The organism is Bacillus sp. ME78 (assembly GCF_903970865.1).
Lineage (GTDB): Bacteria > Bacillota > Bacilli > Bacillales > Bacillaceae_G > Bacillus_A > Bacillus_A cereus.
The window spans coordinates 125,993-139,094 of record NZ_CAJCKK010000001.1 but is presented as its reverse complement, the minus strand read 5'-3'; the positions used below and the strand labels follow the sequence as shown (position 1 = coordinate 139,094).

Here is a 13,102-nt window from a genome sequence, read left to right as displayed (position 1 = left end):
GTGAAACCGAGCACTTCGGTTTCTATAGCCCTATATCACGTATACTATTATTGATATGAGGGACTAAATAAGAAACTTCTTTTATAAGGAGAGCGATCTATTCGTGAATGAAATGACTCATCGTACAAAAACACGTCCAGTTAAAGTCGGTAATTTAACAATCGGCGGTAATAATGAATTAATTATACAAAGTATGACAACAACAAAAACACATGATGTTGAAGCAACAGTTGCTGAAATCAAGCGTTTAGAAGAAGCTGGCTGTCAAGTCGTCCGTGTTGCCGTTCCAGATGAACGCGCAGCAGATGCTATTGCTGATATAAAAAAACAAATCAACATTCCACTTGTTGCTGATATTCATTTTGATTATCGCCTTGCTTTAAAAGCAATTGAAGGTGGCATCGATAAAGTACGTATCAATCCAGGTAATATTGGTCGTCGCCATAAAGTAGAAGCTGTTGTAAATGCAGCAAAAGAGCGCGGTATTCCAATCCGTATTGGTGTAAACGCTGGTTCATTAGAGCGTCACATTTTAGAAAAATACGGGTACCCAACTGCAGATGGTATGGTTGAGAGCGCGCTACATCATATTAAAATTTTAGAGGACTTAGATTTCCACGATATTATCGTATCTATGAAAGCCTCTGATGTTAACTTAGCAATCGAAGCATACGAGAAAGCTGCTCGCGCTTTTGATTACCCATTACATTTAGGTATTACAGAATCTGGAACATTGTTTGCTGGAACTGTAAAAAGTGCCGCTGGTCTTGGAGCAATCTTAAGTAAAGGCATCGGAAATACACTACGTATTTCATTAAGTGCTGATCCAGTTGAAGAAGTAAAAGTTGCTCGTGAATTATTAAAATCATTCGGTCTTGCTTCTAACGCAGCGACACTTATCTCTTGTCCAACTTGTGGTCGTATTGAAATCGATTTAATTAGCATCGCTAACGAAGTGGAAGAATACATCTCTACACTTCAAGTACCAATTAAAGTTGCAGTACTTGGTTGCGCTGTAAATGGTCCTGGTGAAGCTCGTGAAGCTGATATCGGTATTGCTGGTGCACGTGGAGAGGGATTATTATTCCGTAAAGGGCAAGTCGTTCGTAAAGTACCAGAAGAAACAATGGTAGAAGAACTGAAAAAAGAAATCGACGTAATTGCTGCTGAAATGGCTGCTGAACGAGAAAAAGAAAAAGAGACACAAGAACAATAAAAAGAAGGTTGCCACAATATTTGTGAGCAACCTTCTTTTCTACGTAAAAAAAGCTCGTCAGTTATATAACCGACGAGCTTTTACTTTGCACATTTTGGACAACGACCATATATTTCAAACTTATGACCCGTTACTTCATAACCAGTAAAATCTTTATTCATAAAATCCATTGGGCAGGAAGTAATCTCTTTCGTCCCCCCACAATCCAAACAAATAAAATGATGATGATGTTCCATAATAGAACAAGTGAAACGAAAATGTTTTTCACCATTTAATTCCGTTTGTTCTAAAACACCAATCTCAGCAAAAACTGTTAAGTTACGATAAATCGTATCAAAACTAAGCCCTGGATAATCGTCTTTCATATGCTCTAAAACGTCTTTCGCAGTTAAATAACGATTATGTGCTGCAAATAATCTGAGCATCTCTTCTCTTTTTCCAGTATGTTTGTATCCTTTTTCCTTCATTAGGCGTAAAGCTTCTGTTAGATTCATACCTATCCCTACTTTATGCAGTTTTTTTCTTCTTCCATAAAATCGCACCGATTAAAATAAGAACTGCTATCATAACAATTGTACCACCTGGTGCTAGATCAAGTTGATACGAAGCAAACATTCCACCAATTACTGCAATTTCACCAAATAAAATGGAAAAGAAAATTGTTTGTTTAAATCCTTTAGCAATACGAATACTTGCTGCAACTGGTAACGTCATTAATGATGATACGAGAAGAACCCCTACTACACGCATTGATACTGCAATGACAAGAGCAACTAATATAATGAAAATAAAGTGAATCCATTTCGCTCTTAAACCAGTTGATACTGCGTATTCCTCATCAAATGATAGTAGAAACAGCTCTTTATATAATAAAATAATTGTCGCAACAACAACAATTGCTACAATCCCAATAATAATTAAATCCGTACTTGTTACAGCACTGACACTACCAAATAAATAACTAAATAAGTCTGTGTTAAATCCATTTGCAAGTGAAATGAAAATAACTCCAACTCCCATCCCTGCCGAAAGGATAATCGGAATTGCTAATTCTTGATAGTGCTTATATACAGTTCTTAACTTTTCGATTAATAGCGCTCCACCAATTGAAAAAACCATCCCCATATATAAGGGGTTTAAAAATCCACCTGTAAAAATGGTTTTTTCAAGTAATAAACTTGCTGCAATACCTGATAACGTCACGTGACTTAATGCATCCGCAATAAGAGATAAACGACGAATAACAACAAACACACCTATTAGCGGTGCAACAAGTCCAATTAAAATACCTGCGTATAAAGAATTACGTAAAAAGTCATATTGTAAAAAATCTTGTATCATTATATCCTCCCGTGATGCTCATGTTCGTGTTCTAAACGATGAACATGATGTCCATATAAGACGGACATTTCTGCATCTTCTAACTCTCGGAACTTCTCTACATTTCCATGGAAATGTAGATGTTGGTTTAGGCATGCAACATGTGTTACTTTTTCGGTAACAGCTCCCATATCATGAGTAACAAGAATTAATGTGATCCCGAGCCTTTTGTTTAAATCCTCTAATATTTCGTAAAAACTTTCCACATTTTTTACATCGATTCCAACAGTAGGCTCGTCTAAAATAAGCAATTCAGGATCACTAACGAGCGCACGAGCAATAAATACACGCTGTTGCTGTCCACCAGAAAGCTCTCCAATATTACGACCTTGAAACTCACTCATCCCTACATCAGCAATTGCTTTTTCTACCTTTTTCTTATCCTCTTTTGTGAAAAAGCGAAAAAGCCCTTTTTTCGAAACAAGTCCCATTGACACAACTTCAGAAACAGTTGCTGGAAAACCAGAATTGAAACTATTTGCTTTTTGAGATACATAACCAACTTTATTCCATTCCTTAAACTTCTTACTATCAACGCCAAACACACGAATGCTTCCTTCTTTTGGCTTTAAAACGCCTAATAAACACTTAAGTAAAGTTGATTTACCTGAACCATTCGGTCCCACTAAACCTAAAAAAGCTCCCTTCGGAACTTGCAAATTAATATTTTCTAACACATTCCGATCTTCGTATCGGAATGTTAAACCTTCAATCTCTAATATATTATTCATAGCATCTCACCTATTTTAATTCAGAATGATTCCGATTTATATCTATTTGAATTATAGTACAGCTTATTATAGTTGTAAACCAATCTGCCTAAAATATATCTATTTTTTCAAGAAACCTTACTATTATAACAAAAAGCAGAGAAAAATTCTCTGCTTTCGAAAAATATTCCTATATACGTTTAGTGAATAGCCGATTTAAACTTACCACCATTTGTCTCTTGCGTGCTCATAATCGTAACAAACGCATTTTCATCAATTTCATGCACAATTGACTTTAACTTCGTCACTTCTAGACGCGTTACAACTGCATAAATAACTTCTTTTTCTTTATCTGTATAACCACCTTTTGCTACAAGCTTTGTAGTTCCACGGCCGAGTCGATGTAAAATCGCATTTGATACTTCCTCATATTGATCAGATACAATTAAAACTGCTTTCGTTTCATCTAGCCCTTGAATTACTGTATCGATCGTTTTAAATGCAATATAGTACGTCATAACAGAATACATCGCTTGTTCCACACCAAACACAAATGCTGCCCATGCAAAAATAAATAAGTTCACAAACATTACGAATTCACCAACAGAGAACGGTAATTTCTTCGTTAATAAAATCCCCATAATTTCAGTTCCATCTAACGATCCACCATGACGAATTACAAGTCCTACACCAAGACCTAAAATAAGACCACCAAACACAGTCGCTAAAATAGGCTCTGTTGTAAACGGTGGCACCGCATGTAACGTTGACTCAATGAACGCTAACGCTACAATACCAAATGCCGAAGATAACATAAATGTTTTTCCAATTTGCTTATAACCCGAATACATAAATGGGATATTGAGAACAACGACTAAAGTAGAAAAACTTAACCACCAAATATTAGGAGTAAGATAATCTAATATAAGAGAAATACCAATAATTCCACCATCAATAATTTTATTTGGCATTAAAAATAGTTCAATCGCTACCGCTGCGCATGCTGCCCCAAAAATAATCATAACTAAACGATAAATGAGATGAATAACACTTTCTTTTCGATGTTGCTTTTGCTCCATAGGTCCTCCCTTTACTCTTTTTCTGTAGTTTTGTCCTTATATTATAACATACGCTTCTTTTCCTCATGAAAAAAGAAACTCTATACGAATATGTACAAGCTATATGCTCATATATTTCGATAGAAGAACGCGTGAAGGAGGATAACAAGATGAACCTCATTAAACAAATTGTTAATAAAAAATTAAATCATATTTCTACAAAAGAGTTATTAAAATATAGCAAAGAATATGAAGTTTCTATTACGACTGCACAAGCTGACCAAATCGTTTTACTTATGAAAGGTAAAAATATTAATATTTACGATAACAACGAGCGACTAGAGCTCTTAAAACAGATCGCAAAAGTAACTTCCCCTGCCACTGCCCAACAAGTAAATACATTATTTCAGCAATTACTAAAATAAGGAGGGGAAATCCCCTCCTTATTGCGCTTTAATTTTTTCAAGAAGCCCTTCATCAAAAGTACCGTTTTTCAGCATTTCGATTTCCAATTTGTATGGTGGCTTCTTATCTTTTTTATCTTCCCCTACATACGGTGTTTCAAGAATTTTTGGTACATGCATTAACTGTGGATGATGTACAATGTGATGCAACGCTTTATACCCAATGTGACCAAATCCGATGTTTTCATGACGGTCTTTTCCTGCTCCGCGTACATTTTTACTATCATTAATATGAAGTACTTGTAAACGATCTATACCAACGATCTTATCAAATTCGTTTAATACACCGTCAAAGTCATTTACAATATCATATCCTGCATCGTGCGTATGACACGTATCAAAGCATACAGATAGCTTTTCATTATATTTTACGCCATCAATGATCTTTGCAATTTCTTCAAAGCTACGACCACATTCTGTTCCTTTTCCTGCCATCGTCTCTAACGCAATGTTAACCGTCTGTTCTGGCGTTAGTACTTCATTAAGCCCTTTAATAATTTGTTGAATACCAGCATCTGCTCCAGCACCAACGTGCGCTCCTGGGTGAAGAACAATTTGTTTCGCTACACCTAATGCCGATGTTCTTTCAATTTCCATACGAAGGAAGTCTACACCTAATTGGAATGTTTCTGGCTTCGTCGTATTCCCAACATTAATAATATACGGCGCATGGACGATAATTTCCTCAATACCATTCAGCTCCATATGTTTTCTTCCTGCTTCTATGTTCAATTCTTCAATTGGTTTTCTTCGTGTATTTTGCGGTGCACCTGTATAAATCATAAACGTTGTTGCACCGTATGAAACAGCCTCTTCACTTGCTGCTAATAACATGTTCTTACCACTCATGGAAACATGAGATCCAATCTTTAACATACAATCACCTCTTCAATATACAATAGATATAATGATAGCATAATTTGTAGAAATATGTAGTGAATTGTTTGTTCACAAAAGACGCACTACACAAATTTATATGAGTATTTAAACAGACTATACTCTTCATTTAAATTAGCGGGATTAAAAAAAGATAAGGGAAACCCCTTATCTTTTTTTATTGCTATATTTTCTCTTCACTTTGTCACGTTCTGTTGCAAGTTTACGTTTATAGTTTGGTTTTACTTTTTTCGGTTTTTTAATAACTTTCGTTGCCATAACATCAAGTTCGTCATTTGGTTTTTTACGGCTCTTACGACGACGACGCTCACCTAAATCCGCCCACTCATCTCCGCGTAAATCTACATGTTTAAACTCGATATGACGTTGTTTTTCTAAGCTATCTAATGCTTCTTCGTTTGCTGGATCATAAATCGTCACTGCAATACCAGAATGCCCCGCACGTGCTGTTCTTCCAACGCGGTGAACGAAGAAATCTAAATCTGATGGTAGCTCATAGTTAATAACATGGCTAATTCCTTCAATATCAATACCACGTGCTGCTAAATCAGTCGCAACAATATATTGGAATTCAAGGTCACGAATTTGTTTCATCATTTTTTTACGATCACGTGGTGATAAATCCCCGTGAATTCGTCCAACTTTTAAGCCGCGTTCCATTAATCCATCAGCAACTTGATCTGCCATTTTTTTCGTATTCGTGAAAACAACTGCTAAATACGGTTTAAATTGAAGTAGCATTTTATTCACTAAATCAATTTTATTACGATGTTTAGAAGGCACTAAATAGTGTTCAATGTTTCCAGCTGCAACTTGTTTTGGATTGATATGAACATGCTCTGGATTCTCCATATATTTCTTCAGAAACGGTTTTAGTTTTTGAGGAATTGTTGCAGAGAAAACTAGCATTTGCAAGTTTTTAGGCATGCGTGCTGCAATTTTATCTACATCGTGAATGAATCCCATATCAAGCATTAAGTCAGCTTCATCGACAATAATCGTATTTGCTTTATGAACAAATAATGCTTGTTCTTCTACTAAGTCTTTAATACGTCCTGGTGTCCCGACTACGATATGAGGTTGTTTTTTCAACTTTTCAATTGAACGTTGTTTATCAGTTCCACCAATTAAACAACGCGCTGTAATCATTTGATCTTCCGTACAGAATTTTGTTAATTTCACAATCTCTTCGTAAATTTGTTGTGCTAACTCACGAGTAGGTGCTGTAATAACAAGTTGTACTTCTTCACGGCTTGCATTAATTCTGTTCAATGTAGGAAGTAAGTATGCATGTGTTTTCCCAGAACCTGTTTGGGATTGTCCAATTACACTTACACCTTTTTTCACGACCGGGAAAATTTTCTGCTGAATTCCTGTCGGCTCTGTAAAGCGTAGTTCACGAACTGCATCTATTAAAAATGGTTTAAAATCATACTGTGTAAAAGTTTGTTGTGTCATAAGTTACACCTTCTTTCTAAATTTCTACTGCGCGCACAAATCAGTCAAGTCTACATTATATCGAAATCTACAAGTAAAATCCATCTTTAGTTTAGGTTTTCCCTTCAAAAACTAACCTTCTTCCCCCTTATTGCATATTGTATGTGTATATACCTAACTGAAGAAAGGAGGATTTCTCACATGTTTCCAAAATCTCCCACAAGACAAATGTATCCGAATCAAGGGCAGCAACCTTATACACCATATCCAATTCCACAACTACCACCGATGGCACAAAAAAAGAAAGGGTTCCTTGCTAAACTCTTTAAAAAACACGATCCAACCGAACCTTACATGCAAATGGTTCCGCCTTATCGACAAATGGAAGGACCGCCACCAATGATGCACCAGCACCAGCAACCGCCACCTCAATATCGGCAACAATATCAACCCCAATATCAACAGCAATACCCACAGCAGTACTCACAGCAATATCAACCATACATGCAGCAGCATCCAGAGCAAATGATTCCCCCTCAAATGTACGAATCAAACGAAACGCGCGGCGGTGCAACAACTACAGCAGCATCCAGTAGCGGCATCGGCAGTTTTTTTGTGAATTTAATTTCGAATCCAACTAATATGATAAACAATATAGAAAAAGTATCCCAAGTCGTTCAATCTGTAAGCCCTGTCGTCGAACAGTACGGCCCTATTATGCGTAACCTACCAAGTATTGTTAAAATCCTCACCTCTGGAAAAAGTACGGAAGAAGATTCAACTAAAAATCAGGCTGAAGACATAACAGAAAAGGTTGAGGTAGCAACTCCGCCTCCTCCACAAAAAAAAAGAAAAAGAAAAAAAATAGTGATTGAGCCAGTCATAGAAAAAGAATTACGAGAGGAGCCTGTTCAAAAAACAGCAACAAAACCAAAACTATATGTGTAACAATCCTTTGTTTTCTATCCACTCCTCCTTTATAATGTAAAAGACTATGCACAAAAGTATCCCTTGTTTAGAAGGAGAGGATTACTCATATGAAAATTGTTAAAATTTCCCCTCGTGGTTATTGCTACGGTGTTGTCGATGCAATGGTAATTGCACGTAACGCCGCATTAGATAAATCATTGCCGAGACCCATTTATATTTTAGGTATGATTGTTCACAATAAACATGTTACAGACGCTTTTGAAGAAGATGGAATCATCACATTAGACGGTCCAAGTCGCTTAGAAATTTTAGATAAAATTGATTCTGGTACTGTTATTTTCACTGCACACGGTGTTTCTCCAGAAGTTAAACAACGCGCAAAAGAAAAAGGTTTAACAACAATCGATGCCACTTGTCCAGATGTTACCAAGACACATGACCTTATCGAAGCTAAGAAAGCGGAAGGGTATCATGTCATTTATATCGGTAAAAAAAATCATCCAGAGCCAGAAGGCGCAGTTGGTATTGCACCTGACATCGTTCACCTTATCGAAAAAGCCGATGATTTAAAAACATTAGAAATCCCAACAGATAAAATTTTAGTAACGAATCAAACAACGATGAGTCAATGGGATGTTCAACATTTAATGGAGGACATTCAAAAAAAATTCCCAACAGCAGAATTCCATAAAGAAATTTGTTTAGCAACTCAAGTTCGCCAAGAAGCTGTCGCTAAACAAGCTGATGTTGCAGACTTAACAATTGTTGTCGGTGATCCGAAAAGTAACAACTCAAACCGTTTAGCACAAGTGTCACAAGAAATTGCTGGTACGAAAGCATACCGCGTTGCAGACGTAAGTGAGATTAAATTAGAGTGGCTACAAGGTGTAGAAAACGTAGCTGTTACAGCAGGTGCTTCTACTCCAACTCCAATTACAAAAGAAGTTATCGCTTTCTTAGATCAATATGACCCAATGAATCCCGCTACATGGGAGAGAGTTCGAAAAGTACCGTTACAAAAAATATTACCTCGTGTAAAAGTGAAAAAAGAACAATAATAAAAACCGTTGCCTATATGAGCAACGGTTTTTATTTTTCTTATACAAATGTAAATGGATCTGTATGTAATTGCGAAGCATGAATGTGTACATTGAGTTTCTTTGCATCCACTTTTTCTTGTAATTGCTTTTGCACACCTTGCTTCATTACTTTTTCAACGTTATGTCCTGGGTCAACTATATTTAAACCGAGCATCATCGCATCATGAGCAACATGATAATACATGTCACCTGTTACATATACATCTGCTCCTTTAAATTTAGCTTGATTGATGTATTTGTTACCATCACCACCAAGTACAGCTACTTTGCGCACTTTATCATCTAATTTCCCAACAACTCGTGCACCCTTTACATCTAATGATTGCTTTACATGTTCTGCAAACTGTCCAAGTGTCATTTCTTCTTTTAAGTATCCTATTTTCCCAAGCCCTAATGTTTCGCCTTTGTTATCAAGTGGATACACATCATACGCTACTTCTTCATATGGATGTGCCGTTACCATTGCTTTAATCACTTTTCGTTGTAGTGAAACTGGAATAATCGTTTCGATCCGCACTTCTTCTACGCGCTCTAACTGTCCAGTTTCCCCTACATAAGGATTTGTCCCCTCTTGAGGTACAAACGTACCTGTACCCTCGCTACTAAACGTACAGTGGCTATAATTGCCGATATGACCAGCACCTGCGTCTCCTAATGCTTTTCGTACTTCCTCTGCATGAGTTACTGGCACAAACACAACAACTTTTTTCATTTCTTCTGCATATGTCGGTGCCAAAACTTCTGTATTTTGCAACCCTAACGCCTCAGCAAGTAAATCATTTACCCCGCCCTTGGCAACATCCACATTTGTATGCGCTGCATAAATGGCAATATCATTTTTAATACACGTTTCAATAATTCTTCCGTACGCTTTATCTGTATGAATCGCTTTTAACGGATTAAAAATTAAAGGATGATGCGCGATAATGATATTCGCCCCTAATTGAATCGCTTCCTCCACAACTTCCTCCGTTACATCTAATGCAATTAATACGTGTTGTACAGATTTATTAAGCGCTCCAATCTGCAGACCAATTTTATCTCCTTCCATCGCCAGATGCTTCGGATACATACTTTCAAATAAAGAAATAATTTCATGGCCGTTTGGAATTTTACTCATGATAAAATCTCCCCTATCATTTTCATTTTCGCTTCTACTTCTGCACGTTTCGCTTTTGTTTCTTCAGAATTAGCCGCACGTTCTAACTGTTTTAAAATATTTTGGAAGTTTTTCAATTCCCCTTCCCATTTTTCAACGAAAGCTTCACTTTTTTCTTTTATTAAAAATGGCCCCATAAACAATCCCGCTTGTTTATTTTCCGAGTAAGGTGCTTCGACATTTCCTCGCTCTCCTACTAAAATCTCATAAATTTTCCCATCTTCTTTTACGATTTTTTCATGGATAAGCTCCCAACCATTTTCAACAAACCATTCACGAATATGATGTGCTGCAATATTCGGCTGTAAAATTAAACGTGTTACACCTTCTAATTTTTCTTTACCACTTTCTAAAATGTCACGAATTAACGCTCCGCCCATTCCAGCAACCGTAATTACATCTACTTCTCCTGGCGCTATAACAGCTAATCCATTCCCTTTACGCACATCTACTTTATCTTGCAAGCCACTTTCAGCTACAGTTGCTTGTGCAGAGCGAAACGGTCCATCTACAACCTCTCCAGCAACTGCTTTTGTAGCAATATTATTTATAATTGTATAACACGGTAAATACGCATGATCCGATCCAATATCAGCAACTGTAGATCCTACCGGTATTTCACGCACAACTTCTTCTAATCGTTTTGAAAGCTTTACTTCATTCATGTATTTCCATTACTCCTTCTCTTGTCAGTCTGTCTCCATGATAATGAATTTATAGTAGTTGTTGCAAGCCTATAACAACAATTCACTTCTCTATCATTCATCGTATTTTAGAAAATATAGAAAAACAAGCCCTTTGCATAAGCAAAAGACTTGTCATACGGAACTTTATTTTTTCTTCGATAACCAATCAGCTACTTTAGTGGCTTGATCAGCTGGAACTATATTAGCAGGCATATTGCCCTTTCCTTTCGAAAGAATTTCTTTAATTTCATCCTTTGAAAGTTTCCCACCAATTTTTTGTAAGTTAGGTCCTACTGCCCCTTGTAACTGATCACCGTGGCAGCTCGTACAGCTTTGCTTCACAATATCCTCTGGTTTTGATGCTGTTTGTGCTGGCTTCCCGCCATTTTTTGCATCAGCTAACTCTTTAGATTTATTTAGCCCCTGAAATGAAAATACAAACATAACGATAATACCCAATGCTGCAATAAGAGCGAACGGAATCAGCGGATTACGTTTCATATCTCTTCTCCCCCCTCTATACCCCTAAATAGTTAGATGATTCAGTCATTTCCATTGTACTTGAAAACGCTCTATCAGAAAAGAGAAAACTACTACTTGTTAAAAATATTCCATAAATTCAGTTTATTGTTTTTTATTGTCATATAGCTTATTATTTCGATAATTATTAACGTTTCTCATCATATTTTTCGCTTTTCTACATATATTTTTGTATAGAATAAACAAAATTAATCGAAAAATCGAAAAATGAGCATTTGCAAATCAAAAGACAATTCTGTAAAATAAATTACAAGAAATTGTAATCGTTGCCGATAGCTAAATTTTAACAAAAATTAACAAAATAAAAAAGTTTACTTCACAAAGGTGAAGTAAACTTAAAAAATAACCTATTCTAAGAAATCCTTAAGACGCTTACTACGACTTGGATGTCTTAATTTGCGAAGTGCTTTTGCTTCAATTTGACGGATACGCTCTCTCGTTACGCCGAATACTTTCCCAACTTCTTCAAGCGTACGAGTTCGTCCATCATCTAAACCGAAACGAAGACGCAGAACATTTTCTTCACGATCTGTTAGTGTATCTAACACATCTTCTAATTGTTCTTTTAGCAATTCATAGGCTGCATGGTCCGCAGGCGATGTTGCTTCTTGGTCTTCAATAAAGTCACCTAAATGGGAGTCATCTTCTTCACCAATTGGTGTTTCAAGAGAAACTGGCTCCTGTGCAATTTTTAAGATTTCACGTACTTTTTCTGGAGCAAGATCCATTTCTTCACCAATCTCTTCAGGAGACGGTTCGCGACCTAAATCTTGTAATAATTGACGTTGTACACGAATTAACTTATTAATCGTTTCAACCATATGAACTGGAATACGAATTGTTCGCGCTTGGTCCGCAATCGCACGTGTAATAGCTTGGCGAATCCACCAAGTTGCATACGTACTAAATTTGAAACCTTTACGATAATCGAACTTTTCAACAGCTTTAATTAGACCCATATTACCTTCTTGAATTAAGTCTAAGAAAAGCATACCACGGCCTACGTAGCGCTTTGCAATACTTACTACAAGACGTAAGTTTGCTTCTGCAAGACGACGTTTCGCTTCTTCATCGCCTTCTTCAATACGCGTTGCAAGTCGAATTTCTTCTTCTGCAGATAGTAAGTCTACACGACCAATTTCTTTTAAATACATACGAACAGGATCGTTGATTTTAACCCCAGGTGGTACACTTAAATCATTGAGGTCAAACTCTTCTTCTGTTTTTGTAATTTGGCGATTATTAGGGCCTTCTTCGTTGTCATTATCACCAACTAAGTCAATGCCTTGTTCACCTAAATATTCATAGTATTCATCCATTTGATCGGATTCAATTTCAAATCCATTCATGCGTTCTGCAATCTCTTCATATGTAAGAACGCCACGTTTTTTTCCGAGCTCAGTGAGTTGTTCTTTCACTTGCTCAAGGGTCATTTCAGTTTCAATTTGTTTAGAACGAGCTGGTTTGTCAGCCATCTGTTCCCCTCCTTACGCGAGATACAAACATTCATTATACTAAAACTTTA

14 protein-coding genes are annotated in these 13,102 nt (G+C 36.6%); 4 read left to right on the top strand and 10 right to left on the bottom strand.

Going from position 1 to position 13,102, the window contains the following annotated elements; all coding sequences use genetic code 11:
- Positions 1-112 precede the first annotated feature (112 nt).
- Complete coding sequence (gene ispG, locus H6481_RS00735) at positions 113-1,216, top strand: flavodoxin-dependent (E)-4-hydroxy-3-methylbut-2-enyl-diphosphate synthase (protein ID WP_153578351.1); 1,104 nt, start codon at positions 113-115, stop codon at positions 1,214-1,216.
- 80 nt (positions 1,217-1,296) lie between these two features.
- Here ispG and H6481_RS00730 read toward each other — a convergent pair whose 3' ends face one another.
- The 4 genes from H6481_RS00730 to H6481_RS00715 all read right to left on the bottom strand — a co-directional run bounded on the left by H6481_RS00730 (position 1,297) and on the right by H6481_RS00715 (position 4,385).
- A complete protein-coding gene (locus tag H6481_RS00730) occupies positions 1,297-1,710 on the bottom strand; it encodes a Fur family transcriptional regulator (protein WP_001054516.1) in 414 nt (137 codons plus the stop codon).
- A gap of 13 nt (positions 1,711-1,723) precedes the next feature.
- On the bottom strand, positions 1,724-2,557 hold the full coding sequence (locus H6481_RS00725; RefSeq protein WP_000613817.1) for a metal ABC transporter permease: 834 nt from the start codon (positions 2,555-2,557) through the stop codon (positions 1,724-1,726).
- Positions 2,557-3,327, bottom strand: a complete 771-nt coding sequence (locus tag H6481_RS00720) for a metal ABC transporter ATP-binding protein (RefSeq protein WP_001059662.1) — start codon at positions 3,325-3,327, stop codon at positions 2,557-2,559. The genes H6481_RS00725 and H6481_RS00720 overlap by 1 nt, the downstream gene beginning before the upstream one ends.
- 179 nt (positions 3,328-3,506) lie before the next feature.
- Entirely contained in the window at positions 3,507-4,385 is an 879-nt protein-coding gene (locus H6481_RS00715; RefSeq protein WP_000435960.1) for a YitT family protein, read from the bottom strand.
- Positions 4,386-4,534: 149 nt separating this feature from the next.
- Between H6481_RS00715 and H6481_RS00710 the strand changes: the two genes are divergently transcribed.
- Positions 4,535-4,789: a DUF2624 domain-containing protein gene (locus H6481_RS00710; RefSeq protein ID WP_001048958.1), complete on the top strand. Its 255-nt coding sequence runs from the start codon at positions 4,535-4,537 to the stop codon at positions 4,787-4,789.
- A gap of 18 nt (positions 4,790-4,807) precedes the next feature.
- Here the strand turns inward: H6481_RS00710 and H6481_RS00705 are convergent, their stop codons facing one another.
- Together H6481_RS00705 and H6481_RS00700 are read right to left on the bottom strand one after the other, a co-directional pair.
- The gene (locus H6481_RS00705; RefSeq protein WP_000912471.1) at positions 4,808-5,704 is read right to left on the bottom strand and encodes a deoxyribonuclease IV; all 897 of its coding nucleotides are present in this window, start codon (positions 5,702-5,704) and stop codon (positions 4,808-4,810) included.
- Positions 5,705-5,872: 168 nt separating this feature from the next.
- The gene (locus H6481_RS00700; protein WP_182810921.1) at positions 5,873-7,183 is read right to left on the bottom strand and encodes a DEAD/DEAH box helicase; all 1,311 of its coding nucleotides are present in this window, start codon (positions 7,181-7,183) and stop codon (positions 5,873-5,875) included.
- A gap of 180 nt (positions 7,184-7,363) precedes the next feature.
- Between H6481_RS00700 and vrrA the strand changes: the two genes are divergently transcribed.
- Positions 7,364-8,110: a VrrA/YqfQ family protein gene (gene vrrA / locus H6481_RS00695; RefSeq protein ID WP_182810919.1), complete on the top strand. Its 747-nt coding sequence runs from the start codon at positions 7,364-7,366 to the stop codon at positions 8,108-8,110.
- 89 nt (positions 8,111-8,199) lie between these two features.
- Positions 8,200-9,150, top strand: coding sequence for a 4-hydroxy-3-methylbut-2-enyl diphosphate reductase (locus H6481_RS00690; protein WP_000706657.1), 951 nt, complete (start codon positions 8,200-8,202; stop codon positions 9,148-9,150).
- 40 nt (positions 9,151-9,190) lie between these two features.
- On the opposite strand, the gene H6481_RS00685 is transcribed toward H6481_RS00690, so the two are convergent.
- The 4 genes from H6481_RS00685 to rpoD form a co-directional block, all read right to left on the bottom strand.
- A complete protein-coding gene (locus H6481_RS00685; protein ID WP_182810917.1) occupies positions 9,191-10,312 on the bottom strand; it encodes a Nif3-like dinuclear metal center hexameric protein in 1,122 nt (373 codons plus the stop codon).
- Positions 10,309-11,016: a tRNA (adenine(22)-N(1))-methyltransferase TrmK gene (locus tag H6481_RS00680; RefSeq protein ID WP_001006547.1), complete on the bottom strand. Its 708-nt coding sequence runs from the start codon at positions 11,014-11,016 to the stop codon at positions 10,309-10,311. The genes H6481_RS00685 and H6481_RS00680 overlap by 4 nt, the downstream gene beginning before the upstream one ends.
- Before the next feature lie 165 nt (positions 11,017-11,181).
- A complete protein-coding gene (gene cccA / locus H6481_RS00675; protein WP_000828142.1) occupies positions 11,182-11,538 on the bottom strand; it encodes a cytochrome c550 in 357 nt (118 codons plus the stop codon).
- A gap of 386 nt (positions 11,539-11,924) precedes the next feature.
- Positions 11,925-13,052 carry an RNA polymerase sigma factor RpoD gene (rpoD, locus tag H6481_RS00670; protein WP_000764066.1) on the bottom strand — a complete coding sequence of 376 codons (1,128 nt, stop codon included), beginning with the start codon at positions 13,050-13,052 and terminating at the stop codon, positions 11,925-11,927.
- Between the last annotated feature and the right edge of the window lie 50 nt (positions 13,053-13,102).

Excerpts from the sequence above, each read along its gene's own strand:
- ispG (WP_153578351.1), top strand. The coding sequence starts at position 113 with ATGACTCATCGTACAAAAACACGTCCAGTTAAAGTCGGTAATTTAACA.
- H6481_RS00730 (WP_001054516.1), bottom strand. The coding sequence starts at position 1,710 with ATGAATCTAACAGAAGCTTTACGCCTAATGAAGGAAAAAGGATACAAA.
- H6481_RS00725 (WP_000613817.1), bottom strand. The coding sequence starts at position 2,557 with ATGATACAAGATTTTTTACAATATGACTTTTTACGTAATTCTTTATAC.
- H6481_RS00720 (WP_001059662.1), bottom strand. The coding sequence starts at position 3,327 with ATGAATAATATATTAGAGATTGAAGGTTTAACATTCCGATACGAAGAT.
- H6481_RS00715 (WP_000435960.1), bottom strand. The coding sequence starts at position 4,385 with ATGGAGCAAAAGCAACATCGAAAAGAAAGTGTTATTCATCTCATTTAT.
- H6481_RS00710 (WP_001048958.1), top strand. The coding sequence starts at position 4,535 with ATGAACCTCATTAAACAAATTGTTAATAAAAAATTAAATCATATTTCT.
- H6481_RS00705 (WP_000912471.1), bottom strand. The coding sequence starts at position 5,704 with ATGTTAAAGATTGGATCTCATGTTTCCATGAGTGGTAAGAACATGTTA.
- H6481_RS00700 (WP_182810921.1), bottom strand. The coding sequence starts at position 7,183 with ATGACACAACAAACTTTTACACAGTATGATTTTAAACCATTTTTAATA.
- vrrA (WP_182810919.1), top strand. The coding sequence starts at position 7,364 with ATGTTTCCAAAATCTCCCACAAGACAAATGTATCCGAATCAAGGGCAG.
- H6481_RS00690 (WP_000706657.1), top strand. The coding sequence starts at position 8,200 with ATGAAAATTGTTAAAATTTCCCCTCGTGGTTATTGCTACGGTGTTGTC.
- H6481_RS00685 (WP_182810917.1), bottom strand. The coding sequence starts at position 10,312 with ATGAGTAAAATTCCAAACGGCCATGAAATTATTTCTTTATTTGAAAGT.
- H6481_RS00680 (WP_001006547.1), bottom strand. The coding sequence starts at position 11,016 with ATGAATGAAGTAAAGCTTTCAAAACGATTAGAAGAAGTTGTGCGTGAA.
- cccA (WP_000828142.1), bottom strand. The coding sequence starts at position 11,538 with ATGAAACGTAATCCGCTGATTCCGTTCGCTCTTATTGCAGCATTGGGT.
- rpoD (WP_000764066.1), bottom strand. The coding sequence starts at position 13,052 with ATGGCTGACAAACCAGCTCGTTCTAAACAAATTGAAACTGAAATGACC.